Raw genomic sequence first — 22,068 nt, 5'->3', positions numbered from 1 at the left:
GATGCGCGTGATCTTCGCCGGTACGCCGGCCGTCGCCGTGCCCGCCCTGGCCGCCGTCGCCGCCTCCCGGCACGAGCTGGTGGCCGTGGTCACCCGGCCCGACGCGCCCGCCGGGCGTGGCCGCGGTCTGTCCCGTTCCCCGGTCGGCGCGTGGGCCGACGAGCATGGCGTGGAGGTGCTCACCCCGGCCCGCCCCCGCGACCCGGAGTTCCTCGACCGGCTGCGCGAGCTGGAGCCGGACTGCGTGCCGGTGGTCGCCTACGGCGCACTGGTGCCGCCGGCGGCCCTGGAGATCCCCCGGCACGGCTGGATCAACCTGCACTTCTCCCTGCTGCCCGCGTGGCGTGGCGCCGCGCCGGTGCAGCACGCCGTGCTGCACGGCGACGAGCTGACCGGGGCCAGCGTCTTCCAGTTGGAGGAGGGCCTGGACACCGGGCCGGTCTACGGCACGCTGACCGACGAGATCCGCCCCGCCGACACCTCCGGTGACCTGTTGGAGCGGCTCGCCGACTCCGGCGCCGGGCTGCTGGTGGCGGTGCTCGACGCGATCGCCGACGGCACCGCCCGCGCCGAGCCGCAGCCCGCCGACGGGGTGTCACTGGCACCGAAGCTGACAGTGGATGACGCGCGGGTGCGCTGGGGCGACCCGGCCTTCGCCGTGGACCGGCGGATCCGGGCCTGCACGCCCGCGCCGGGCGGCTGGACCACGTTCCGCGACGAGCGGGTGAAGCTCGGCCCGGTGTCCCCGGTGCCTGACGGCCCCGAGCTGAAGCCGGGGCAGTTGCTGGTGGAGAAGTCCCGGGTGCTGGTCGGCACGGCGACAGTGCCGGTGCGTCTCGGTGACGTCCGCGCCGCGGGCAAGCGGGCCATGGGCGCGACCGACTGGGCGCGCGGCGTCCGGGTCGGCGCTGGAGAGGAATTCGCGTGACGGCACCGGAGGGAACCCGCCCGACGCGCTCCGGCCCGTCGACCGGCCGGGGCGGGGATCGCCGCCCGACCCGGCCACCACTGGACCGACCGCGTCGCGCCGCGTACGAGGCGGTGGCGGCGGTGCACCGGGACGACGCGTTCGCCAACCTGGTGCTGCCGACCATCCTGCGCGAGGAGGGGCTGTTCGGTCGGGACGCGGCCTTTGCCACCGAGCTGACCTACGGCACCCTGCGCAACCTGGGCACGCTGGACGCGATCCTGACCGACGCGGCCGGCCGGGACGTGGCCCGGATCGACCCGCCGGTCCGTGACGCGCTGCGGCTCGGGGCGTACCAACTCCTGCACACCCGGGTGCCGGCGCACGCCGCGGTCTCGTCCACGGTGGACCTGGTCCGCTCGGTCGCACCGGGGGCCACCGGCTTCGCCAACGCGGTGCTGCGTGAGGTGTCCAGCCGGGACGCGGACGCCTGGGTGGCGAAGCTCGCCCCACCGATGGAGACCGACCCGGTCGGGCACCTCGCGTTGGCGTACAGCCATCCGCAGTGGATCGTGCGGGCCTTCTCCGAGGCGCTCGGCGGCGACCTGGGGGAGACGGCCCGCCTTCTGATCGAGGACAATGAGCGCCCGCCGGTGCACCTGTGCGCCCGGCCCGGCCTGATCGACCCGGTCGAGCTGGCCGACCAGGTCGGCGGTGCGCCCGGCGCCTTCTCGCCGTACGCCGTCTATCTGCCCGGCGGCGCGCCGGGTGACATCCCGGCGGTGGCCGACGGCCGCGCCCACGTCCAGGACGAGGGCTCCCAGCTGGTGGCCGCCGCGCTCGCCGACGCGCCGTTGGACGGCCCGGACGGGCGTTGGCTGGACCTGTGCGCCGGCCCGGGTGGCAAGGCCGGCCTGCTCGGCGCGCTGGCCGCGCAGCGGGGTGCCCGGGTGACAGCGGTCGAGGTGGCCGAGCACCGCGCCCGGCTGGTCTCGCTGGCCACCCGGGATCTGCCGGTGGCAGTGCTGACCATGGACGGCCGTGAGGTCGGCGGCGACCCCAAGCTTCCCGAGCAGCACTTCGACCGGGTGCTGGTGGACGCGCCGTGCACCGGGTTGGGCTCGCTGCGTCGTCGGCCGGAGTCGCGCTGGCGTCGCCAGCCGTCGGACCTGCCGCCGCTGACCCGGTTGCAACGGGAGTTGCTCGGCGCCGCGCTGCGGGCGGTCCGCCCGGGCGGCCTGGTCGCCTACGTCACCTGCTCGCCGCACACCGTCGAGACGCACGTGACGGTGACCGAGGCGGCCCGCCGCAGCGGGGTTCCGGTGGACTTCGTCGACGCCCGGCCGCTGCTGCCGACCGGCATGCCCGGTCTCGGCGACGGGCCGACCGTGCAGCTGTGGCCACACCGCCACGGCACCGACGCGATGTTCCTCGCCGTCCTACGCCGGGGCTGATCCGACCCACGCGTCCGGCCGGTCACCCGACCGGCCGGACGCCGTGTGGCCTAGGTGACCGGGAGGCCCTTGGTGCCGGCGTTCTTCATCGACCGGGTCAGGTTCCGGTCGGAGATCCAGAGGAAGCACTGCACGCCCCGGTTGCCGTTGCGCCACTCCTCCTCGTACGGCTGGTAGTAGATCGTCCCGGCGCGGAAGTCCAGCTGGGAGTTGTCCGGAACCTTGGCGTACTTGGCGATCATCGTCTGGCAGGCCCGGTGGGTCCGCTTGACGTCGCTGGTGAACCTGGCGTAGCTGACGTCCGGGGCCTGCCAGACGCCGACGAACTCGGCGTGGTGCTTGGCGGTGCAGGAGACCGGCACCATCTCGTCGATGTCGTCCTTGACCATCTTCGGGTTGAAGCAGCGGTACGCCAGCGGGGCCGCGCCGGACAACGCGCCCCGGAGGCTGCCGGTGCGCAGGTCGACGGCGGTGTCGTCGATGCTGGCGATCTCGGTGACGTCGCAGCGGTACCAGCGGGCCCCGCCCGACCAGGCCTGCGGCGACGGCAGCACGACGGTCAGGCCGAGCCGCCCGGAACGCCAGTCGGCGCCCACCGCCTTGTTGACCGCGGTGTCGCACCCGGCCTGCGCGGACCGCATGCCGGCCGAGCCGGGCTGCGGGGGTGCGCCGCCGTCGGCGCCCGGGCCGGTGAGGGTGCCGACGTGCATGGTCTCCACCCGGTGCGCCTCGGTGCACGGCGTCGGGTTGTAGCCGGTCAGGAAGCCGACCTGCTGGGAGCTCTGGTGGCACACGTCGGCGGCGGGGACGAACTGTTGCGCCGCGACGGGCGCCGGCCAGTCGTCGGTGAGGTCACTGTCGACTCCGGCGGGTGCGCCGCACCCGGCCAGCGCCAGGGCCAGCGCCCCGCCCCCGGCCAACGTCGCCAACCACCGTCGCATCCCGACCTCCCGCCGCCGGTGGCCCCCGACCGGACCCAACCGGTCGGTAGCGCCACGGCGCAGCAGCATACGGCACCGATGCTCAGATCGCGGGCAGTCCCTCGGGGCCGACCCCGCGCATCGAGCGGGTGAGTTTGCGGTCGTCGCTCCACAGGAAACAGCGCACTCCACGGTCGCCCTCCTCCCACTCCCGCTGCGAGGGCGGGTAGTAGATGGACCCGGCCCGGTACGGCAACTCGCTGTTGTTGGGCACCGCCGCGTACTCGGCGATCAACGCCATGCAGCGCTGGTGCGCCTGCTCGGCGGATTTGGTGAACTCCGCCCAACTCATGTCCCGCTCCTGGTAGACGCCGACGAACTCGGCGCGGTGCGGCTCGGTGCAGAGCACCGGCGCCATGTAGTTGAGGTTGTCGCCGATCAGCTTCGGGTCGAAGCAGCGGTGCGTCAGGGGCGCGTCGCCGATCAACGCCCCGCGCAGGCTGCCGGTGCGGTTCACCGGGCGGGTGTTGTCGATGCTGCCGGTCTCGCTGAGGTCGCAGCGGAACCAGCGGGCGCCGCCGGCCCAGGCGGGCGCGGACGGCAGCGCGAGGGACAGCGCGAGTCGGGCGGTGTGCCAGTCACCGCCGAGCACCTCGCGGGCCCGCTGGTCGCATTCGGCGCGGGCCGTGCGCAGCGCCGACGACCCGGGTTCCGGTCGGGTCTCGGTCAGCGCGTCGGGGCCGACGAAGGTGCCGACGTGGATGGTCTCGGCCAGGTGGTTGCGCGCGCAGTCCACCGTCTCGTACGTGCTGGCCTGCACGACGGTGGCGATCCGCGGCAGGCAGGTGTCGGTGGCGGGGGTGAACGGCTTGGGCACCCGCAGCGTCGGCCAGTCGTCGGTGAGATCACCGTCCGCGCCCCGGGCCGGCGTGCAGCCGGTCAGCAGCAGCATCGTCGTGACGCCGGCCAGCACCAGCGCTGGAAGCCACCGTCGCATCGTCTGCCTCCCGGGAGCTGGCGGCCGGTCACCGCGCCCCGCGGCGAGACCCCGGCGGGCGTGCAGCCTACGGCACCGTCCCGCTTGGAGTGTCGTCGCGTTTCCGTCGTTCGGCCAGCCGCCGATGTCTGTTCGTCCGGATTCAGGAATCCGGAGCGTCCAATTCTGCACCACTGGTCACTGCTGGGTCACAGCGCGTCGGAGTTGGTGCCGCGATGCCGGTGGCGGGTGGCCACGTTCGTACACTGGCCCGGTGACCGTACCGCCGCCGATCGTCGCGCCGAGCATCCTGGCCGCCGATTTCGCCCGCCTCGCCGAAGAGGTCCGTGCCGTCGAGGACGCCGCGGACTGGTTGCACGTCGACGTGATGGACAACCACTTCGTGCCGAACCTGACCATTGGGCTGCCCGTGGTGCAGAGCCTGCGGGCTGTCACGGCGATGCCGTTCGACGTGCACCTGATGATCGAGGACCCGCGCCGGTGGGCGCCCGGGTACGCCGACGCCGGGGCGTACAACGTCACCTTCCACGCGGAGGCTTCCGACGACCCGGTGGCGCTGGCCAAGGACCTGCGCTCGGCCGGTGCGAAGGCGGGCCTGGCCATCGACCGGGACACCCCGATCGAGCCCTATCTGGACCTGCTGCCCAGCTTCGACACCCTGCTGATCATGACGATCAAGGCGGGCTTCGGTGGGCAGCGGTTCATTCCGCAGCTGCTGGAGAAGGTGCGCACGGCCCGGCGGCACGTGTCGGCCGGGCACCTGGAGCTGCGCATCGAGGTGGACGGCGGGATCGCCGCCGACACCATCGAGCAGGCGGCCGCGGCGGGCGCCGACGCGTTCGTGGCCGGCACCGCCGTGTACGGGGCCGCCGATCCGGCGGAGGCGGTACGGCATCTGCGGGCACTGGCGGAACGCGCGGCTCCCGGGGCCTGAGGTGGAGCCCGAGGCCGACCGCAAGGACGTCATCCTCGTCGTGGACGACGACGAGGACATCGCTCGTTTCGTCGACTTCAACCTGCGGCTGCACGGCTTCGAGGTGATCCACGCCGGTGACGGCCAGGAGGCCCTGGAGGTCATCGAGCGCCAGCGGCCGGATCTGGCGGTGGTCGACCTCATGATGCCCCGGATCGACGGGCTGGAGCTGACCCGGCGGCTGCGCGCCGACCCGATGACCTCCGCCCTGCCGGTGATCATGCTGACGGCCAAGGGGATGACCGTCGACAAGGTGCACGGGCTCAGCGCCGGCGCGGACGACTACCTGGTCAAGCCGTTCGACACCGCCGAGCTGGTGGCCCGGGTGTCGTCCACGTTGCGCCGCAACAAGGAGTTCCGGGAGGTCTCCCCGCTGACCGGGCTGCCCGGCAACAGCCGGATCCGTCGGGAGATCAGCGACCGGGTCCGACAGGGCGTGGACTACGCGGTCGGCTACGTCGACATCGACCGGTTCAAGAGCGTCAACGACCGGTACGGCTTCGTCCGTGGCGACGACTTCATCTCCGCGCTGGCCCGCAGCCTGCACCGGGCGGTGGTGGGCGTCGGGCTGCCACCGGCCTTCCTCGGTCACGTCGGCGGTGACGACTTCGTCATCGTCTGCGCCCCGGACCAGGTGCGCCCGTTGACGTCCCAGGCGGTGGTCGACTTTGAGAACGCCGCCGACACGCTCTACGACCCGACCGACCGGGAACGCGGCTTCGTCGAGTTGAAGGACCGGCGGGGCACCATCCGGCGGGCCGCCCTGGTCACCCTCTCCATCGGGGTCTCCCTCTCCGACGCCGGCAAGCGGTTCTCCGACCCTCTCGAGGCGATCGCGATGGCCTCGGAGATGAAGACGGTCGCCAAGAGTCAACCGGGCTCGTACGTGGCGGTGGACCGGCGTCGCGGCGTCACCTGAGCGTGATACCGCTGTGAAGTAGCTCGCCTAGGTGGCGGCGGAGCCGGATCGGCGTGTAAGACTTCCCGTGTACCCACCACGCGCTGGCGGGACTCGGTGAAATTCCGAACCGGCGGTGATCCACGGTCCAACCGTGGTCAGCCCGCGACCCGGACGGCTCTGCCGCCCGGTGGACCTGGTGAAAATCCGGGGCCGACGGTTGGGGGCGGTTCGTCCGCGCCCAGACAGTCCGGATGGGAGACAGCGCGCGGGACGGACGGGTCCGAGCCGACCGCTGGCGTCAGCGTGCCGTGCCGGCCCTCCGGGGGCGGCTGTGCCGTTCCCGGATTCCGCCACCGCCTGCCCGTGGCCCCATGGCCACCGCCTCCCTGACCGCCCGCGCGCGGACCGGCGAGTGAGAGGGCAGGGGCAGGGCGATGGCCAGCGTCTCCGTTGACGAGGCGATGCGGCGTGCGATCGAGTTGGCGGCGCGCGGGCTCGGCACCACCAGCCCCAACCCGGTGGTCGGGTGCGTGCTGCTCGACTCCGACGGCGAGGTCGTGGGCGAGGGCTTCCACGCGTACGCCGGTGGCCCGCACGCCGAGATCGTCGCCCTGGCGCAGGCCGGCCGGCGGGCCAAGGGCGGCACCGCTGTCGTCACCCTGGAACCCTGCGATCACACCGGCCGCACCGGCCCCTGCAGTTCCGCGCTCGTCCAGGCCGGGGTGGGTCGGGTGGTCATCGCCGTGCCCGACCCCAACCCGGTCGCGTCCGGGGGCGCCGCCACCTTGCGCGCCGCCGGGGTGCGGGTCGATCTGGGGGTACGCGGCGAGGAGGCCGAGGCCGGCAACATCGCGTGGCTGACCTCGATGCGCCGGGGCTGGCCGTACGTGATCTGGAAGTACGCCGCCACGCTCGACGGGCGGTCCGCCGCGGCGGACGGCACCAGCATGTGGATCACGTCGGAGGCGGCCCGGATCGACGTGCACGCGCTGCGCGGCACCGTCGACGCGGTCATCGCCGGGGTGGGCACCGTGCTCGCCGACGACCCCCGGTTGACCGCCCGCAACCTGCGCGACGGCAGCCTGGCCATCCGGCAGCCGCTGCGGGTGGTGGTGGACAGCTCGGGGCGGACCCCGGCTGACGCCCGGGTCCGCGACGGCGCGGCACGGACGTGGATCGCGACCGCCGAGGAGGTCGGCGCCGACGCGGACGGCCGGGTCGACCTGCCGGCGCTGCTCGCGGCGCTGCACCAGCGCGGGGTCCGCGCGGTGCTGCTGGAGGGCGGCCCCCGGCTGGCCGGCGCGTTCCTGGCCGCCGGCCTGGTCGACAAGATCGTCGGGTACGTCGCGCCGCGGTTGCTCGGCGCCGGCCCGACCGCTCTGGTCGACGCGGGAGTGACCACCATCGCCGAGGCCATCGATCTGGAGTTCGTCGACGTTACGCAGGTCGGTCCGGATCTCCGGATCACCGCTTTGCCCCGCAAAAGGGAGGGCTGAGATGTTCACCGGCATTATCGAGGAAATGGGCGAGATTGTCCGGGTGGCGCCCACGGCTGGCGATTCGGCGCTGCTCGGCGTCCGCGGCCCACTGGTCACCTCCGACGCCCGGCACGGCGACTCGATCGCCGTCAACGGTGTCTGCCTGACCGTCGTGGAGGTGGCCGACGGGGTCTTCACCGCCGACGTGATGGGGGAGACGCTGCGCCGCTCCGCGCTGGGCGCGCTGCGCCCCGGCGACCCGGTCAACCTGGAGCGGGCCGCCGCGCTCGGCAGCCGGCTCGGCGGGCACCTGGTGCAGGGCCACGTCGACGGCGTCGGTGAACTGATCTCCCGGGAGCCGGCCGAGCAGTGGGAGACGGTCCGCTTCCGGCTGCCCGCCAGCCTGTCCCGGTACGTGGTGGAGAAGGGCTCGATCACCATCGACGGTGTCTCGTTGACGGTGGCCGCCGTCGGCGCGGACGAGTTCGCCGTCGGGCTGATCCCGACCACGCTGAAGCTGACCACGCTCGGCGCGAAGGGCGTCGGCGACCCGGTCAACCTGGAGGTCGACGTGCTGGCCAAGTACGTCGAACGGCTGCTCGGCGACCGGCTCACCCAGGCCGACGTGCGCGGCGTGGCCGCGAACCTGGGCGGGGTGGCCTGATGGGCCCGCTCAGCTGGCTACTGGACGCCCAGGTGCACATCGCCGGTTCGCCGGTGCTGGCCCGGGAGATCGTCGGCAACGCGTTCGGGCTGATCTCGGCGCTGCTCGGGCTGCGCCGGCTGGTCTGGGCGTGGCCGGTCGGCATGATCGGTAACGCGCTGCTGCTCACCGTCTTCCTCGGCGGGGTGTTCACCACCCCGCAGGCGCACGACCTGTACGGGCAGGCCGGCCGACAGGTGTTCTTCTTCGCGGTCAGCGTCTACGGCTGGTGGCGCTGGCAGCGCAACCGTCGCGGCGACGCCGGGCAGGCGGCCGTCGTCCCGCGCTGGGCCACCGGACGGGAGCGGCTGATGCTGCTGCTGGCCGCCGTGGTCGGCACCGCCGCGGCGTACCCGCTGCTCAAGGCCCTGGGCTCGTGGGGTCCGCTGCCGGACGCCTGGATCCTCACCGGCAGCCTGCTGGCCACCTACGGCATGGCCCGCGGGTGGGTGGAGTTCTGGCTGCTCTGGATCGCGGTGGACGCGGTCGGCGTGCCGCTGCTGCTGCGCGGCGGGTTCTACCCGTCGGCCGTCATGTACCTGATCTACGGCGCCCTCTGCGTCTGGGGCTTCGCCGCCTGGTGGCGCACCTCGCGTGCCACGGCCACCGTCCGTCAGCCCATCTACCGGGAGGCCGTCGCATGACCAGTTTTGGGGATATCGAGCAGGCGGTCGCAGACATCGCGGCCGGCCGGCCGGTCGTGGTGGTCGACGACGCGGACCGGGAGAACGAGGGCGACCTGATCTTCGCGGCCGAGCTGGCCACGCCGGAGCTGATGGCGTTCATGGTGCGCTACACCTCCGGATACGTCTGCGTGGCGCTGACCGAGAGCGAAGCCGACCGGCTCGACCTGCCGCCGATGCACCACACCAACCAGGACCGGCGCGGCACCGCGTACACGGTGACGGTGGACGCCCGCGAGGGGGTCAGCACCGGCATCTCGGCGGCCGACCGCGCGCACACCAGCCGGCTGCTCGCCGCCGCGACGACCGACCCGACCGACCTGGCCCGCCCCGGGCACGTGGTGCCGCTGCGCGCCCGCGAGGGCGGGGTGCTGCGCCGGCCGGGGCACACCGAGGCGGGCATCGACCTGACCCGGTTGGCCGGGCTGCGGCCGGCCGGCGTGCTCTGCGAGCTGGTCAACGACGACGGCACCATGATGCGCCTGCCGGACCTGGAGAAGTTCTCCGCCGAGCACGGCCTCACGTTGGTCACCATCGCCGACCTGATCGCCTACCGGCGGCGTACCGAGAAGCAGGTCGAACTGGTCGCCGACGCCCGGATGCCGACCCGGCACGGGGTGTTCCGGGCGCTCGGCTACCGCGCCGAGCACGACCCGGCCGAACACGTCGCGATGGTGCTGGGTGACCTCGGTGACGGCCAGGACGTGCTGGTCCGGGTGCACTCCGAGTGCCTGACCGGGGACGTGTTCGGCTCGCTGCGCTGCGACTGCGGGCCGCAGCTGGACGCCGCGCTGGCCCGGGTCGGGAAGGAAGGCCGGGGCGTGGTGCTCTACGTCCGTGGGCACGAGGGGCGCGGCATCGGGCTGCTGCACAAGCTGCAGGCGTACCAGCTGCAGGACCTGGGCCGCGACACCGTCGACGCCAACCTCGACCTGGGCCTGCCGGCCGACGCCCGCGACTACGGCACCGGCGCGCAGATCCTCTACGACCTGGGCGTGCGGTCGATGCGGTTGCTGACCAACAACCCGGCCAAGCGGGCCGGGCTGGAGGGGTACGGGTTGACGATCACCGGCCGGGAGAGCCTGCCGGTCGGCGCGCACCCGGAGAACATGCGCTACCTGCGCACCAAGCGGGACCGGATGGGTCACCTGCTGGACGAGTTGGACGAGGAGTCCGAGGCGCCGCTGGGGCGTCCGGTCGCCAACGACGAGATCGGAGCATGACGATGGCGGGTTTCGGTGAGCCGGGGGTCGAGGCGGTCGACGCCGCAGGACTGACGGTCGGGGTCGTCGCCGCCCGCTGGCACGGTGAGCTGACCGACCACATGCTGGAGCGGGCGGTGGCCGCCGCCGAGGCGTGCGGCGCTCGTTCCGTGGTCGCCCGGGTCGCCGGCTCGGTCGAGCTGCCGGTGGTGGCGCAGGCCCTGGCCCGCCGCTGCGACGTGGTGGTCGCCCTCGGCGTGGTGGTCCGTGGCGCCACCGCCCACTTCGACTACGTCTGCCGCTCGGTCACCGACGGGTTGACCCGGGTGGCGTTGGACGAGGGCAAGCCGGTGGCGCACGGGGTGTTGACGGTGGAGACCATCGAGCAGGCCCGCGACCGGGCCGGCCTGCCCGGTTCGGCGGAGGACAAGGGCTGGGCCGCCACGGTCGCGGCCCTCGACGCGGCACTGGCCGTGCGGACCGTGGCGGCGGGCAACGCCCAGCGGGTCGGCTTCGGCGGCTGAGGCACCCCCTTGCAGGCTCAGAGCCGACCGGCCTCGATGATCCGGCGCAGGAACTGCCGGGTCCGGGGCTGCGTCGGCTCGCCGAGCACCTGTTCGGGCGGGCCGCTCTCGACGACCCGCCCGGCGTCGAGGAAGCACACCTCGTCGGCGACCTCCCGGGCGAAGCCCATCTCGTGGGTGGCCAGCACCATGGTCATCCCGTCGGCCTTCAGGTCGCGGACCATCGACAGCACCTCGCCGACGAGCTCCGGGTCCAGTGCTGAGGTGATCTCGTCCAGCAGCATCAGCCGGGGTGAGTTCGCCAGCGCCCGGACGATCGCCACCCTTTGCTGCTGCCCGCCGGAGAGCCGGTCCGGGTAGGCGTCCGCCTTCGCGCCGAGCCCCACCCGGTCGAGCAACTCCCGGGCCTGCGCCTCCGCCTCCGCGCGGCCACGACGGTGTACGCGCCGCGGCGCGAGGGTGATGTTGTCCAACACGCTCAGGTGCGGAAAGAGGTTGTACGCCTGGAACACCATGCCGATGCGCCGACGGACCTGGTCCGGGTCCACCCGGGGATCGGAGATGTCCTCGCCGTCCAACTCGATGGTGCCGTCGTCGAGTTCCTCCAGCAGGTTGACGCAGCGCAGCAGTGTCGACTTGCCGGAACCGGACGCGCCGATCACCGCCACCACCTGGTGCTCGGTGACGGTCAGGTCGAGCTGGTCGAGCACGGTGTGCCCGCCGAACTCCTTGCGCAGGCCCCGACAGCGCAGCAGTGCCATGGCTCAGCCTCCCGACTGCCGGCGGGCCGCGCGCAGCGTCACCCAGTCGGTGACCGCGATCAGCGGGATCGCGAGCAGCACGAAGAGCACCCCCGCCACGATGTACGGCGTGTAGTTGAAGGTCTGTGCGGTGGCGATCTGCGCGGCGCGGACCGCGTCGATCGGCCCGGCGAGCGACACCAGCCCCACGTCCTTCTGCAACGCCACCACGTCGTTGAGCAGGGGCGGCGCCACCCGGCGGACGGCCTGCGGCAGGACCACGTGGCGCATCGTCTGCCGGTGGGTCAGGCCCAACGAGCGGGCCGCCGCGAGCTGGCTGTGGTGCACCGACTCGATGCCGGCCCGGAACACCTCGGCGAGGTAGCCGCCGTAGGTGAGGACCAGCGCGATCCCGCCCAGCACCAGCACCGGCGGCATGCCCTGCAACCGCAGCCCCGGCACGCCGAGGGTGAGCAGGTAGAGCACGATGATCAGCGGCAGGCCCCGGAAGGTGTAGGTGTAGCCGGCGGCCAGCGCGCGGACCGGGAAGAAGACCGGCCCGCGCAGCGTCCGCAGCACGGCGATCACCAGCCCGAGCAGCAGCGCGCCGAACGCACAGCACACCAGCAGCCGGACGTTGAGCCAGAGCCCGCTCAGCACCGTCGGCAGCGCGTCGCGGGCGATCGCCGGATCCAGGAACGAGCGCCGGACCCGGTCCCAGCCCGGCGCCCCGGTCACCGCGATCACCAGCAGCGTGCCGAGCGCCGCCGTCGAGCAGGCCGCGACGAGCACGCTGTAGACGGTCTGCCGACGCCGGTACGCCGTGCGCCGCAGCTGCGCCTCGGACGGCACACGATCCAGAAGTGTCACCGCAGTTCGGCCGCCCCCGCCGCCTGAGCGAGCCACTTCTGCTCCAACTGCTTCAGGGTGCCCGCCGTGCTGAGCTGACCGACCGCGTCGCTCACGCACGGGGTCAGTGGGGAGTTCTTGTCGAGCAGCAACCCGAACGCCTCGGGCGTACCGACCTGCGGCACCTGCCCGACGATCGTCGCGTCGGTGATCTCCGCGCCGGTGATGTAGAAGGCGGTCGGCAGGTCCACCACCAGACCGTCCAGCTGCCCGTTCTGCAGTGCCTTCTTGGCGTCGTCGTTGCTGTTGTAGACCTGCGGCTTCGCGGTCGGCTTGATCACGTCGGTGATCGCCTGGTAGCTGGTGGTGCCGACCTGCGCGCCGAGCCGGGCGTCGCGCAGCTCGGCCAGCGACGTCCTGCCGGCGATCTTCGAGGACTTCAACGCGATGACGGTCTGTCGCACCAGGTAGTACGGCGCGGAGAAGTCGACCGCCTGCTTGCGCTCCTCGGTGATGGAGAACTGGTTGATGTCGAAGTCGAAGTCCTTCGGGCCGGGCGCGATCGCGGTGTCGAACTTGATCCGGGTCCAGGTGACGTCGGCGCGGGCGTAGCCGAGCTGCTCGGCCACCGCGTACGCGACGGCGGATTCGAAGCCCTCACCGTTGTCGGGCTTGTCGTCGGAGAACCACGGCTCGTACGCGGGCTGGTCGGTGGCGATGGTCAGCTTGCCCGGCGTACGCGTGGGCAGGCTGTCCTTGGCGCAGGACGCCGTGGCGGTGACAGTGGGGGTGGGTTTCTCGTCCTGTGGCGCGCATCCGGCGGTGGCTACCACGACGGCGCCGGCGAGGGGGAGCGCGAGAAGACGTGATCTGCTGGCCATGGCCGACAGCGTAGGGCTCCATGAGCATCGATCGACAATTGTCCCACCATGTTGGTAGGGAATTGTCCGCTTGCGGGACTCGGGCGGACCCGGACGCGGGGCCCTGCCGGGGAGGCTGGAAGAATCGCTTCCCGTGAAGACGTTCGAGGAGTTGTTCGCCGAGCTGCAGGCCAAGGCCGCCGCCGGCACCCCGGGCTCGGGCACCGTCGCCGCGCTGGACAAGGGCGTGCACTTCATCGGCAAGAAGGTCGTCGAGGAGGCGGCCGAGTCGTGGATGGCCGCCGAGCACGAGGGGCCGGAGCGCACCGCCGAGGAGATCTCCCAGCTGCTCTACCAGGTCCAGGTGCTGATGCTCGCCAGTGGTCTCGAGCTCAAGGACGTCTACCGACATCTGTGAGTGCCCCCACCCCGTTGATCGCCATCCGGATCGAAGGAGCACTCCGTCATGCTGCGTGTCGCCATTCCCAACAAGGGCACCCTGGCCGAACCGGCCGCCCAGATGCTGCGCGAGGCGGGCTACCGCCAGCGCACCGACCCCAAGGACCTCGTCTGCCGGGACGAGGCCAACGACGTCGAATTCTTCTACCTGCGCCCGAAGGACATCGCCACCTACGTCGGCTCCGGTGACCTCGACCTCGGGATCACCGGCCGGGACCTGCTGATCGACTCGGCAGCGCCGGCCGAGGAGGTCGTCGACCTGGCCTTCGGCCGGGCCACCTTCCGGTTCGCCGCCCGCCCCGACGACATCGCCTCCGTCCAGGAGCTGGGCGGTCACCGGATCGCCACCGCGTACCCGGGGCTGGTCGAGCGGCACCTCGGCGAGGTGGGGGTCAAGGCCGACGTGATCCGTCTCGACGGCGCGGTGGAGAACGCCGTACGCCTCGGCGTCGCCGACGTGATCGCGGACGTGGTGGAGACCGGCGCGACCCTGCGCCAGGCGGGCCTGGTGGTCTTCGGCGAGCCGCTGCTGCGCTCGTCGGCGGTGCTGGTCCGGCGGGCCGGCGCGCCCGCGCACGCGCAGGCCGAGCAGTTGCTGCGCCGCCTGCACGGGGTGCTGGTGGCCCGCCGCTACGTGATGCTCGCCTACGACGTGCCGGCCGGTCTGCTGGACCGGGCCAGCGGGCTCACCCCGGGCATCGAGTCGCCCACCGTGTCGCCGCTGCACCGGGAGGGCTGGGTGGCGGTGCAGGCGATGGTGCTCCGCGACGACGTGCACCGCATCATGGACGAGCTGTACGAGTTGGGTGCCCGCGCCATCCTCGTCACCAACATCCACGCCTGTCGCCTCTGACCGTCCCTCTCCCGAACCGCGGCCGTCTGCGTCCCGTCTCCGTTCCCGTCCGCGGCGCGGCCCGTCTGCGTTCCGTCTCCGTTCCCGTCCGCGGCGCGGCCCGTCTGCGTTGCGGTCCCGTGTCCGTCTCCGTCTCTGGCGAGGTGGCGGTCGCCGCCCGCCGCCGTCCGTGTCCCGTCCCTTTCCCGGCCCAGTCCGCGTCCATGGGGCGGCCCCAGCGGCTGATCCACTCGGGTTTCAGGAAACGGGGGTGTCCCTGGCGTGCGGACACCCCCGTTTTCATGAACCCGAGTGGATCTTGCGGGTGCGCGGGTGCGCGGGTGCGCGGCTAGAACGCCGGCAGGCGGCCGGCGATCGTCGGGCGGGCGGCGGCTTGGCGGGTGCTGGCTCGGCGGGTGGTGCGTCTGCGGGACGAGTGCGGGTGGCAGACTGGTGGGGTGAGTGATACCGAGCTGGTCCGCCTGAAGCCCCGCCGCATCCGCGCGGTCTGCTGGTCGGCGGCGGTCGCCCTGGTGGTGGTGTTCGGTCTGGTCGCGACGTCGCTGAGTGGCCCGACCGGTGATGGTTACGGCAGCTTCCAGCGCGGCGACCAGATCGCCATGATCGGCCTGGGCGTCTTCGGGGCGCTGGGTTGCCTGCTGTTCACCCGTCCCCGGGTGGAGGCGGACGCGCGGGGGATCCGGGTGCGCAACATCGTCGGCTCCTACGAGCTGCCCTGGGAGGTTGTCCGGGGCGTGCGCTTCGACCGGGGCGCGCCGTGGGCCAGCCTGGAGCTGCACGACGACGACCTGCTGCCGATGGTCGCCCTGCAGGCCGCCGACAAGGAGTCGGCAGTCGACGGGGTCCGCGCGCTGCGCCGGCTGCACGAGGCCCACCAGGCCCGTCTCGCCGAACGCGCCGTCGGCCGCTGACCCCAGCGACACCGCCCACGCCGGTCCGCGGCCGAACCGCCGACCGTCGACCTCGCGTCGCCGCCCAGCGGCCAGGCATGCGGCGCACCCCTCGCCAAGATCTGGACAACTTCCCTGAAACTGCTGCATCACGGCGCCGGGAGGCGGCAGTTTCAGGGAAAGTGCGCGGATCTTGAAGCGTCGCCAGGCGCGTGAGGGCCGCGCAGGCGTGGCACGGCGTCCCGGACGCTGCCCCGGGTGTCCCGGTTTGGGGGTGACCGGGGCGCCGGTGTAGTGTTGTCGAGTCGACCAGGCTGTCTCCGCGTGCGAGCAGACAGCCTTGAAAGCGGAGCGCCTGCTCCCACCTGAGTCACCGCTACGGTGGCCGGGTCCGGTCACCGGTTCCGGGCATGTCCCGGCGCTGGATGCGCGATCCTTGTGATCGTGCCGACCGGTCGAGCGGGCCCTGGCATACGCCGGGGCCTTCTGCTTTTCGAGTCGGTTCCCTCCCGGGAGCCGCAGGGGTCGGCGACACGGCAGAAACGACTCGAGGAGGCCCCATCAGCGTCGAACCACGCGTGAACGAGCAGATCCGGGCACGTGAGGTCCGACTGGTCGGCCCAGAGGGTGAGCAGGTGGGCATCGTCCCGCTGGAGCGCGCTCTTCAGCTGGCCGCGGACGTCGATCTGGACCTGGTCGAGGTTGCGCCGATGGCGCGCCCGCCGGTGTGCAAGCTCATGGACTTCGGCAAGTTCAAGTACGAGAGCGCACTCAAGGCGCGCGAAGCGCGGCGTAACCAGCAGCAGACCGTCATCAAGGAAATGAAGCTTCGGCCGAAGATCGACCCGCACGACTACGAGACCAAGAAGGGTCACGTGGTGCGGTTCCTCAAGGCGGGCGACAAGGTCAAGGTGACGATCATGTTCCGCGGTCGCGAGCAGAGCCGCCCGGAGCTGGGTTACCGGCTCCTGCGCCGGCTCGAGTCCGAGATCACGGACCTGGGATACGTCGAGGCCGCTCCCAAGCAGGACGGCCGAAACATGATCATGGTTCTCGCTCCGCACCGGGCCGTCAAGGCTTCCGCGGTCGCCGCCACGGCGTCCCGCGGTGGTCCTCGGGACCGGGCTGGGGACGAGTCCGCCGCTCCGGCAGCCGATGAGACCGCGGCGGTCGGCGAGACCGCAGCAGCCGGCGACACCGGCACCGCCGCCACCAGCGGCGAGTAACAGGGGAGAAGACGTTCCACATGCCGAAGATGAAGAGCCACACGGGTATGGGTAAGCGGGTCAAGGTGACCGGCAAGGGCAAGATCGTTGCCCAGCAGGCCGGCCTGCGCCACAACCTGGAGAAGAAGCCCTCCACCCAGACCCGCCGGCTGACCGGCACGGTCGTGCTGGCCAAGGCCGACGTCAAGCGCATCAAGAAGCTGCTCGGCCGCTGACGCGCGCCACCTTTACGTAAGAAGGAGTTGAGATGGCACGCGTCAAGCGGGCTGTAAACGCCCAGAAGAAGCGTCGTACCCTGCTGGAGACCGCGAGTGGTTACCGCGGTCAGCGCTCCCGCCTGTACCGCAAGGCCAAGGAGCAGGTGCTGCACTCGATGCAGTACGCCTACCGGGACCGTCGCGACCGCAAGGGCGACTTCCGGCAGCTGTGGATTCAGCGGATCAACGCGGGCGCCCGGGCCAACGGGATGACCTACAACCGTCTGATCCAGGGCCTGCGTCTGGCCGGCATCGAGGTCGACCGCAAGATCCTGGCCGACCTGGCTGTCAACGACGCCGCCGCCTTCGCGGCGATCGTCGAGCTGGCCCGGGCCGCGGTCGCGGCCGAGGGCACCGGCGGCGCGGCGGCTCAGGCCGCCTGATCCCCACGCACCAGAGCGAGGCGTCTCCCGTGTCGGCACCGCCGTCCGGGGGGCGCCTCAATCGTGCCGGAGGAGCGCACATCATGGCCTTCACCCCGCGTACCCCCAGGGTTGTCGCCGCCCGCCGCCTGCAACGCCGCCGGGACCGCGACGCCACCGGCCGTTTCCTGGCCGAGGGCCCGCAGGCGGTCCGCGAGGCCCTCGCGCGGCCGGGGGTGGTCACCGAACTGTTCGGTACGACCACCGCGCTCGACCGGTACCCGGAGTTGGCCGCCACGGCGGCCCGCGCCGACGTGCCGGTCTCGGAGGTGACCGAGGACGCCCTCGCCGCGCTGGCCGAGACCGTCGCCCCGCAGGGGCTGGTGGCCGTCTGCCGGCACCTGGACGTGTCGTTGGAGCAGGCCCTCGCCGGTGCGCCCCGGCTGGTGGCGGTGCTCGCCGAGATCCGCGACCCGGGCAACGCCGGCACGGTGCTGCGCACCGCCGACGCGGCCGGCGCGGGTGCGGTGGTCTTCGCCGGGGACGCCGTCGACCCCTACAACGGCAAGTGTGTGCGGGCCTCGGCCGGCAGCCTCTTCCACGTCGACGTGGTGCGCGCCCCCGACCCGGTCGCGGTGGTCGAGGCGCTGCGCGCCGCCGGGCTGTCGATCTTCGCCACCACGGGGTACGGCGACAGCGATCTGGATGACCTGACCGACTACGGGCGGCTCGTCGGGCCCACGGCCTGGCTGTTCGGCTCCGAGGCGCACGGCCTGCCCGAGGAGTTGACCGCCGCCGCCGACGCGCGGGTGCGGGTGCCGCTGTACGGGCGCGCGGAGAGCCTGAACCTGGCTGCGGCTGCCGCGGTCTGCCTGTACGCTTCAGCGAGAGCACAGCGCTGACGGTGTCCACACCCGGCGCGACTGACAGCAGGGGAGATGCTCCGTCCATGAACGCGACACGGCGTTCGTTTAGCCAGCCCGCCGGTGTCGGCGGGCGGCGGGCCTGACCTGCTCCCTGCGCAACTCCTACCGGCGGGCTGCGGCACAGCCGCGCGTCCGTAGACTCGCCTAGCCGCCCGTGGAGGGCTGGCGCCGCCGTGAGGGAGTGCCCGTACGCCATGAGCTACCGCAACGATCCGTACGACCCGAAGCAGGTCGCCCTGCTCGACCCCGCTGCCCTGGCCGAGGCCGTCGCGGACGCCACGAAGGCGTTCGAGGCCGCCGCCGACCCGGACGCGCTGACCGCGCTGCGTTCGGTGCACCTGGGTGACCGGTCACCGGTCTCCCTCGCCCGCCGGGAGATCGGCGCGCTGCCACCGGCCGCGAAGTCCGACGCCGGTAAGCGGGTCAACGAGGCCCGCCGGGCCATCGAGTCCGCGTACGCCGAGCGCGCCGAGGTGGTGGAGCGCGAGCAGGCCGAGCGGGTGCTGGTCGAGGAGCGGGTGGACGTCACGCTGCCCTACGACAGGCGTCCGCGCGGTGCGCGACACCCACTGAGCACCCTGATGGAGTCCATCAGCGACCTGTTCGTCGGGATGGGCTACGAGGTGGCCGAGGGGCCCGAGGTCGACCTGGAGTGGGTCAACTTCGACGCGTTGAACATCCCCGCCGACCACCCGGCGCGCGGGTTGATGGACACCTTCCACATCGCACCGGAGGGCTCCGGCCTGGTGCTGCGCACGCACACGTCGACGGTGCAGACCCGCACCATGCTCAGCCGCAAGCCGCCGATCTACGTGATCGTGCCGGGCCGCGTCTACCGCACCGACGAGATCGACGCCACCCACAGCCCGGTGTTCCACCAGGCCGAGGGCCTGGTCGTCGACAAGGGCATCACGATGGCGCACCTGCGCGGCACGCTCGACCACTTCGCCCGCGCGATGTTCGGCCCGGAGGCGAAGACCCGGTGGCGGCCGCACTACTTCCCGTTCACCGAGCCGTCGGCGGAGTTCGACGTGTGGTTCCCGGAGCACCGGGACGGCCCGCAGTGGGTCGAGTGGGGCGGCTGCGGCATGGTCAACCCGCGGGTGCTGCGCGCCTGCGGCGTCGACCCGGAGGTCTACTCCGGATTCGCCTTCGGTATGGGCATCGACCGGACCCTGATGGTCCGGCACGGGGTCAGCGACATCCGCCATCTCTTCGAGGGCGACGTGCGGTTCAGCCGCGCGCTCGGGACCGGGGCGTAGGCGATGCGGGTACGAGACACGGGAACGGTGGTCTGAAGTCATGCGAGTTTCTGTCAGTTGGCTGCGGGAGTACGTCGATCTCCCCGCCGACCTGCCCACCGGTGACCTGGAGCAGGCCCTGGTCGACCTCGGCATCGAGGTCGAGTCCGTGGTGGACCTGGCCGCGTCGGTCACCGGCCAGTTGGTCGTCGGTGAGGTCCGCGAAATCGAGGAGCTGACCGGTTTCAAGAAGCCGATCCGGTTCTGCCGGGTCGACGTGGGTGCCGCCAACGGCACCGGTGAGCCGCAGGAGATCGTCTGCGGGGCGCGCAACTTCGCCGTCGGTGACCGGGTGGTGGTGATCCTGCCCGGCGGCGTGCTGCCCGGCGGCTTCGCCATCGGCGCCCGCAAGACGTACGGGCACAACTCGGCGGGCATGATCTGCTCGGCCAAGGAGCTGGGCCTGGGCGACGACCACTCCGGCATCATCGTGCTGGGGCCGGACGTGACGGCCAAGCCGGGTGACGACGCGCGCCCGGTGGTCGGCCTGGACGACGTCGTGCTCGATCTGGAGATCACCCCCGACCGGGGGTACGCGCTGAGCCTGCGCGGCCTGGCCCGGGAGCTGTCGCACGCGTTCGAGGTGCCGTTGCGCGACCCGGCCCTGACGCCGGCACCGGGCGGCACCGAGACGCCCGCGTACCCGGTGGAGGTCCGCGACACGGTCGGCTGCGACCGGTTCACCGCCCGCCTGGTCCGCGGGGTCGACCCGACCGCGCCCACCCCGTCGTGGATGGCTCAGCGGCTCGTCACCGCCGGCATCCGCAGCATCTCGCTGCCGGTGGACATCACCAACTACGTGATGCTGGAGCTGGGCCAGCCGATGCACGCGTTCGACGCCGACCGGATCGTCGGGCCGCTGGTGGTCCGCCGCGCCGAGGCGGGGGAGAAGCTGACCACCCTCGACGGCGTCAACCGGGTGCTCACCGCCGACGACATGGTGATCTGCGACGACACTGGGCCGATCTCCCTGGCGGCGGTGATGGGCGGCGAGACCAGCGAGGTCGTCACCGGCGGCACCACGAACGTGCTCTTCGAGGCGGCGCACTGGGACCCGGCGATGGTCGGGCGGACCGCCCGCCGGCACAAGCTGTTCAGCGAGGCCGCGAAGCGCTGGGAGCGGGGCGTCGACCCGGCCGTGGCGCTGGTCGCGCTGGAGCGTGCCGTGCGGCTGCTCACCGAGCACGGCGGGGGCACCCCGAGCGCGGAGATCCTGGACATCGACCACGTCCGTCCGCGTACCCCGATCAGCCTGCCGGCGGACCTGCCGACCCGGCGGGTCGGCGTCGAGTACCCGCCGGCGCGGGTGGTCGCCCTGCTGGAGCGGGTCGGCTGCACCGTCGCGCAGGGCGCGGACCGGTTGTCCGAGGACCCGGGCGCGGTCGGTGTGGCCAGCGGCGTGGGGACGGTGCTGAGCGTCACCCCGCCGACCTGGCGGCCCGACCTGACCGACCCGGCCGACCTGGTCGAGGAGGTGGTCCGCCTCGACGGGTACGACAAGGTGCCGTCGGTGCTGCCGACCGCGCCCCCCGGTCGTGGTCTGACCCCCCGGCAGCGTCGCCGCCGGGCCGTCGCCGACTCGCTGGCCGAGCGGGGGTACGTGGAGGTGCTCGCGCACCCGTTCGTGTCCCCGGAGCTGGCCGACCAGCTCGGCCTGCCGGCCGACGACCCGCGTCGACCCGCGGTGCGGCTGGCCAACCCACTGTCCGAGGAGGAGCCGCTGCTGCGCACCACGCTGCTCGGCCCGCTGCTCGGCACCCTCAAGCGCAACCTCGGCCGGGGTCACCGCGACCTCGCCCTCTACGAGATCGGCGCGGTCTTCCACCCGCGCGTCGGCGCCGGCAGCCCGCCCGCGATGGGCGTGGACCGGCGGCCCACCGACGAGGAGTTCGCGGCCGCCGACGCGGTGGTGCCGGCGCAACCGGTGCACGTCGCGGTGGTGCTCGCCGGGGACATCGACCCGGCCGGCTGGTGGGGGCCGGGTCGGCAGGCCGGCTGGGCGGACGCGATCGAGGCGGCCCGGGACGTGCTGGCCGCCGCCGGGATCCCCGACGAGCGGGTCGAGGTGCGTGCCGCCGAGCACGCCCCGTGGCACCCGGGCCGCTGCGCCGAGCTGCGGGTCGACGGCGAGGTCGTCGGCCACGCCGGTGAGCTGCACCCGGCGGTGGTCGCGGCGCTGGAACTGCCCCGTCGCACCAGCGCGATGGAGCTGAACCTCGACACGCTGCCGCCGACCCCGGTGACGCCCGCGCCGACGGTCTCCGGTTTCCCGCCGGCGCTGATCGACGTGGCCCTGGTGGTGGACGACTCGGTGCCCGCGGAGCAGGTGCGCCGGGCGCTGGAGGCGGGCGCCGGTGAGCTGCTGGAGGACGTGCGGCTGTTCGACGTGTACTCCGGCGCGCAGCTCGGCGAGGGCCGCCGGTCGTTGGCGTACAAGCTGACCTTCCGGGCACCGGACCGGACCCTCACCGTCGAGGAGGCCGTAGCGGCCCGGGACGCGGCGGTCGCCGTCGCGGCCGAACGCCTAGGCGCCACCCTGCGCGGCGCCTAACCCCCACCCCACCCCCACCCCCACCCCCACCCCCACCCCACCCCCGCTCCCA

The 22,068-nt window shown here is 72.8% G+C and carries 23 protein-coding genes and 1 riboswitch; of the genes, 18 read left to right on the top strand and 5 right to left on the bottom strand.

All coding sequences use genetic code 11. From position 1 onward, the window contains the following. Position 1: 1 nt before the first annotated feature. Together fmt and ACX27O_RS20340 are read left to right on the top strand one after the other, a co-directional pair. Positions 2-928 (top strand): methionyl-tRNA formyltransferase, encoded by a 927-nt coding sequence (gene fmt / locus ACX27O_RS20345; RefSeq protein WP_458939917.1) that lies wholly within the window; start codon positions 2-4, stop codon positions 926-928. Further along, positions 883-2,361: an RsmB/NOP family class I SAM-dependent RNA methyltransferase gene (locus ACX27O_RS20340; RefSeq protein ID WP_435817694.1), complete on the top strand. Its 1,479-nt coding sequence runs from the start codon at positions 883-885 to the stop codon at positions 2,359-2,361. The genes fmt and ACX27O_RS20340 overlap by 46 nt, the downstream gene beginning before the upstream one ends. Before the next feature lie 50 nt (positions 2,362-2,411). On the opposite strand, the gene ACX27O_RS20335 is transcribed toward ACX27O_RS20340, so the two are convergent. Together ACX27O_RS20335 and ACX27O_RS20330 are read right to left on the bottom strand one after the other, a co-directional pair. Continuing rightward, a complete protein-coding gene (locus tag ACX27O_RS20335) occupies positions 2,412-3,302 on the bottom strand; it encodes a septum formation family protein (RefSeq protein ID WP_030335686.1) in 891 nt (296 codons plus the stop codon). A gap of 82 nt (positions 3,303-3,384) precedes the next feature. Next, positions 3,385-4,278, bottom strand: coding sequence for a septum formation family protein (locus tag ACX27O_RS20330; RefSeq protein WP_030335687.1), 894 nt, complete (start codon positions 4,276-4,278; stop codon positions 3,385-3,387). A 253-nt stretch (positions 4,279-4,531) separates the two neighbouring features. On the opposite strand from ACX27O_RS20330, the gene rpe reads away from it, so the two are divergent. The 7 genes from rpe to ribH all read left to right on the top strand — a co-directional run bounded on the left by rpe (position 4,532) and on the right by ribH (position 10,742). Continuing rightward, entirely contained in the window at positions 4,532-5,212 is a 681-nt protein-coding gene (rpe, locus tag ACX27O_RS20325) for a ribulose-phosphate 3-epimerase (protein WP_030335689.1), read from the top strand. A 1-nt stretch (position 5,213) separates the two neighbouring features. After that, positions 5,214-6,170 (top strand): GGDEF domain-containing response regulator, encoded by a 957-nt coding sequence (locus ACX27O_RS20320; RefSeq protein WP_030335691.1) that lies wholly within the window; start codon positions 5,214-5,216, stop codon positions 6,168-6,170. Between the two features lie 78 nt (positions 6,171-6,248). Continuing rightward, positions 6,249-6,419: riboswitch (FMN riboswitch) on the top strand. Between the two features lie 167 nt (positions 6,420-6,586). After that, positions 6,587-7,648 (top strand): bifunctional diaminohydroxyphosphoribosylaminopyrimidine deaminase/5-amino-6-(5-phosphoribosylamino)uracil reductase RibD, encoded by a 1,062-nt coding sequence (gene ribD, locus ACX27O_RS20315; protein WP_030335693.1) that lies wholly within the window; start codon positions 6,587-6,589, stop codon positions 7,646-7,648. Position 7,649: 1 nt separating this feature from the next. Next, the gene (locus ACX27O_RS20310; RefSeq protein WP_357638411.1) at positions 7,650-8,294 is read left to right on the top strand and encodes a riboflavin synthase; all 645 of its coding nucleotides are present in this window, start codon (positions 7,650-7,652) and stop codon (positions 8,292-8,294) included. Next, positions 8,294-8,977 carry a nicotinamide riboside transporter PnuC gene (pnuC, locus tag ACX27O_RS20305; protein ID WP_210859248.1) on the top strand — a complete coding sequence of 228 codons (684 nt, stop codon included), beginning with the start codon at positions 8,294-8,296 and terminating at the stop codon, positions 8,975-8,977. Before ACX27O_RS20310 ends, pnuC begins: the two co-directional genes overlap by 1 nt. After that, complete coding sequence (locus tag ACX27O_RS20300; RefSeq protein ID WP_030335699.1) at positions 8,974-10,239, top strand: bifunctional 3,4-dihydroxy-2-butanone-4-phosphate synthase/GTP cyclohydrolase II; 1,266 nt, start codon at positions 8,974-8,976, stop codon at positions 10,237-10,239. Before pnuC ends, ACX27O_RS20300 begins: the two co-directional genes overlap by 4 nt. A 2-nt stretch (positions 10,240-10,241) precedes the next feature. Beyond that, positions 10,242-10,742: a 6,7-dimethyl-8-ribityllumazine synthase gene (gene ribH, locus ACX27O_RS20295; RefSeq protein ID WP_030335701.1), complete on the top strand. Its 501-nt coding sequence runs from the start codon at positions 10,242-10,244 to the stop codon at positions 10,740-10,742. A 17-nt stretch (positions 10,743-10,759) separates the two neighbouring features. Here the strand turns inward: ribH and ACX27O_RS20290 are convergent, their stop codons facing one another. The 3 genes from ACX27O_RS20290 to ACX27O_RS20280 are packed head-to-tail and all read right to left on the bottom strand — an operon-like array spanning position 10,760 to position 13,212. Beyond that, the gene (locus tag ACX27O_RS20290) at positions 10,760-11,503 is read right to left on the bottom strand and encodes an amino acid ABC transporter ATP-binding protein (RefSeq protein ID WP_030335704.1); all 744 of its coding nucleotides are present in this window, start codon (positions 11,501-11,503) and stop codon (positions 10,760-10,762) included. Positions 11,504-11,506: 3 nt separating this feature from the next. Then, the gene (locus ACX27O_RS20285; RefSeq protein WP_374224328.1) at positions 11,507-12,352 is read right to left on the bottom strand and encodes an amino acid ABC transporter permease; all 846 of its coding nucleotides are present in this window, start codon (positions 12,350-12,352) and stop codon (positions 11,507-11,509) included. After that, complete coding sequence (locus ACX27O_RS20280) at positions 12,349-13,212, bottom strand: ABC transporter substrate-binding protein (RefSeq protein WP_030335707.1); 864 nt, start codon at positions 13,210-13,212, stop codon at positions 12,349-12,351. The genes ACX27O_RS20285 and ACX27O_RS20280 overlap by 4 nt, the downstream gene beginning before the upstream one ends. 133 nt (positions 13,213-13,345) lie before the next feature. Here ACX27O_RS20280 and ACX27O_RS20275 point away from each other — a divergent pair, with 133 nt between their 5' ends. From ACX27O_RS20275 to pheT, 9 genes are all read left to right on the top strand, one after another. Then, positions 13,346-13,609: a phosphoribosyl-ATP diphosphatase gene (locus ACX27O_RS20275; RefSeq protein ID WP_030335709.1), complete on the top strand. Its 264-nt coding sequence runs from the start codon at positions 13,346-13,348 to the stop codon at positions 13,607-13,609. A 48-nt stretch (positions 13,610-13,657) separates the two neighbouring features. Then, positions 13,658-14,503, top strand: coding sequence for an ATP phosphoribosyltransferase (hisG, locus tag ACX27O_RS20270; RefSeq protein ID WP_030335711.1), 846 nt, complete (start codon positions 13,658-13,660; stop codon positions 14,501-14,503). A 437-nt stretch (positions 14,504-14,940) separates the two neighbouring features. Continuing rightward, the gene (locus ACX27O_RS20265) at positions 14,941-15,414 is read left to right on the top strand and encodes a PH domain-containing protein (RefSeq protein ID WP_210859252.1); all 474 of its coding nucleotides are present in this window, start codon (positions 14,941-14,943) and stop codon (positions 15,412-15,414) included. 557 nt (positions 15,415-15,971) lie between these two features. After that, complete coding sequence (gene infC / locus ACX27O_RS20260) at positions 15,972-16,619, top strand: translation initiation factor IF-3 (RefSeq protein WP_030335715.1); 648 nt, start codon at positions 15,972-15,974, stop codon at positions 16,617-16,619. A gap of 20 nt (positions 16,620-16,639) precedes the next feature. After that, positions 16,640-16,834 carry a 50S ribosomal protein L35 gene (gene rpmI, locus ACX27O_RS20255; RefSeq protein ID WP_007458415.1) on the top strand — a complete coding sequence of 65 codons (195 nt, stop codon included), beginning with the start codon at positions 16,640-16,642 and terminating at the stop codon, positions 16,832-16,834. Positions 16,835-16,866: 32 nt separating this feature from the next. Further along, positions 16,867-17,259: a 50S ribosomal protein L20 gene (rplT, locus tag ACX27O_RS20250; protein WP_030335718.1), complete on the top strand. Its 393-nt coding sequence runs from the start codon at positions 16,867-16,869 to the stop codon at positions 17,257-17,259. Positions 17,260-17,342: 83 nt separating this feature from the next. Further along, positions 17,343-18,140, top strand: a complete 798-nt coding sequence (locus ACX27O_RS20245) for a TrmH family RNA methyltransferase (RefSeq protein WP_435817690.1) — start codon at positions 17,343-17,345, stop codon at positions 18,138-18,140. 218 nt (positions 18,141-18,358) lie between these two features. After that, the gene (pheS, locus tag ACX27O_RS20240) at positions 18,359-19,426 is read left to right on the top strand and encodes a phenylalanine--tRNA ligase subunit alpha (RefSeq protein WP_030335722.1); all 1,068 of its coding nucleotides are present in this window, start codon (positions 18,359-18,361) and stop codon (positions 19,424-19,426) included. Between the two features lie 40 nt (positions 19,427-19,466). Further along, positions 19,467-22,016, top strand: a complete 2,550-nt coding sequence (gene pheT, locus ACX27O_RS20235; RefSeq protein ID WP_458939916.1) for a phenylalanine--tRNA ligase subunit beta — start codon at positions 19,467-19,469, stop codon at positions 22,014-22,016. The last annotated feature ends 52 nt before the right edge of the window (positions 22,017-22,068 follow it).

This window comes from Micromonospora sp. SD19 (genome assembly GCF_054462275.1).
This window is presented reverse-complemented; position numbering and strand designations above follow the sequence as displayed.

What these genes read in the sequence shown, in the direction of transcription:
- fmt (WP_458939917.1), top strand. Translation starts at nt 2, where the DNA reads ATGCGCGTGATCTTCGCCGGTACGCCGGCCGTCGCCGTGCCCGCCCTG.
- ACX27O_RS20335 (WP_030335686.1), bottom strand. Translation starts at nt 3,302, where the DNA reads ATGCGACGGTGGTTGGCGACGTTGGCCGGGGGCGGGGCGCTGGCCCTG.
- ACX27O_RS20330 (WP_030335687.1), bottom strand. Translation starts at nt 4,278, where the DNA reads ATGCGACGGTGGCTTCCAGCGCTGGTGCTGGCCGGCGTCACGACGATG.
- ribD (WP_030335693.1), top strand. Translation starts at nt 6,587, where the DNA reads ATGGCCAGCGTCTCCGTTGACGAGGCGATGCGGCGTGCGATCGAGTTG.
- ACX27O_RS20310 (WP_357638411.1), top strand. Translation starts at nt 7,650, where the DNA reads ATGTTCACCGGCATTATCGAGGAAATGGGCGAGATTGTCCGGGTGGCG.
- pnuC (WP_210859248.1), top strand. Translation starts at nt 8,294, where the DNA reads ATGGGCCCGCTCAGCTGGCTACTGGACGCCCAGGTGCACATCGCCGGT.
- ACX27O_RS20300 (WP_030335699.1), top strand. Translation starts at nt 8,974, where the DNA reads ATGACCAGTTTTGGGGATATCGAGCAGGCGGTCGCAGACATCGCGGCC.
- ribH (WP_030335701.1), top strand. Translation starts at nt 10,242, where the DNA reads ATGGCGGGTTTCGGTGAGCCGGGGGTCGAGGCGGTCGACGCCGCAGGA.
- ACX27O_RS20290 (WP_030335704.1), bottom strand. Translation starts at nt 11,503, where the DNA reads ATGGCACTGCTGCGCTGTCGGGGCCTGCGCAAGGAGTTCGGCGGGCAC.
- ACX27O_RS20280 (WP_030335707.1), bottom strand. Translation starts at nt 13,212, where the DNA reads ATGGCCAGCAGATCACGTCTTCTCGCGCTCCCCCTCGCCGGCGCCGTC.
- hisG (WP_030335711.1), top strand. Translation starts at nt 13,658, where the DNA reads ATGCTGCGTGTCGCCATTCCCAACAAGGGCACCCTGGCCGAACCGGCC.
- rpmI (WP_007458415.1), top strand. Translation starts at nt 16,640, where the DNA reads ATGCCGAAGATGAAGAGCCACACGGGTATGGGTAAGCGGGTCAAGGTG.
- rplT (WP_030335718.1), top strand. Translation starts at nt 16,867, where the DNA reads ATGGCACGCGTCAAGCGGGCTGTAAACGCCCAGAAGAAGCGTCGTACC.
- ACX27O_RS20245 (WP_435817690.1), top strand. Translation starts at nt 17,343, where the DNA reads ATGGCCTTCACCCCGCGTACCCCCAGGGTTGTCGCCGCCCGCCGCCTG.
- pheS (WP_030335722.1), top strand. Translation starts at nt 18,359, where the DNA reads ATGAGCTACCGCAACGATCCGTACGACCCGAAGCAGGTCGCCCTGCTC.
- pheT (WP_458939916.1), top strand. Translation starts at nt 19,467, where the DNA reads ATGCGAGTTTCTGTCAGTTGGCTGCGGGAGTACGTCGATCTCCCCGCC.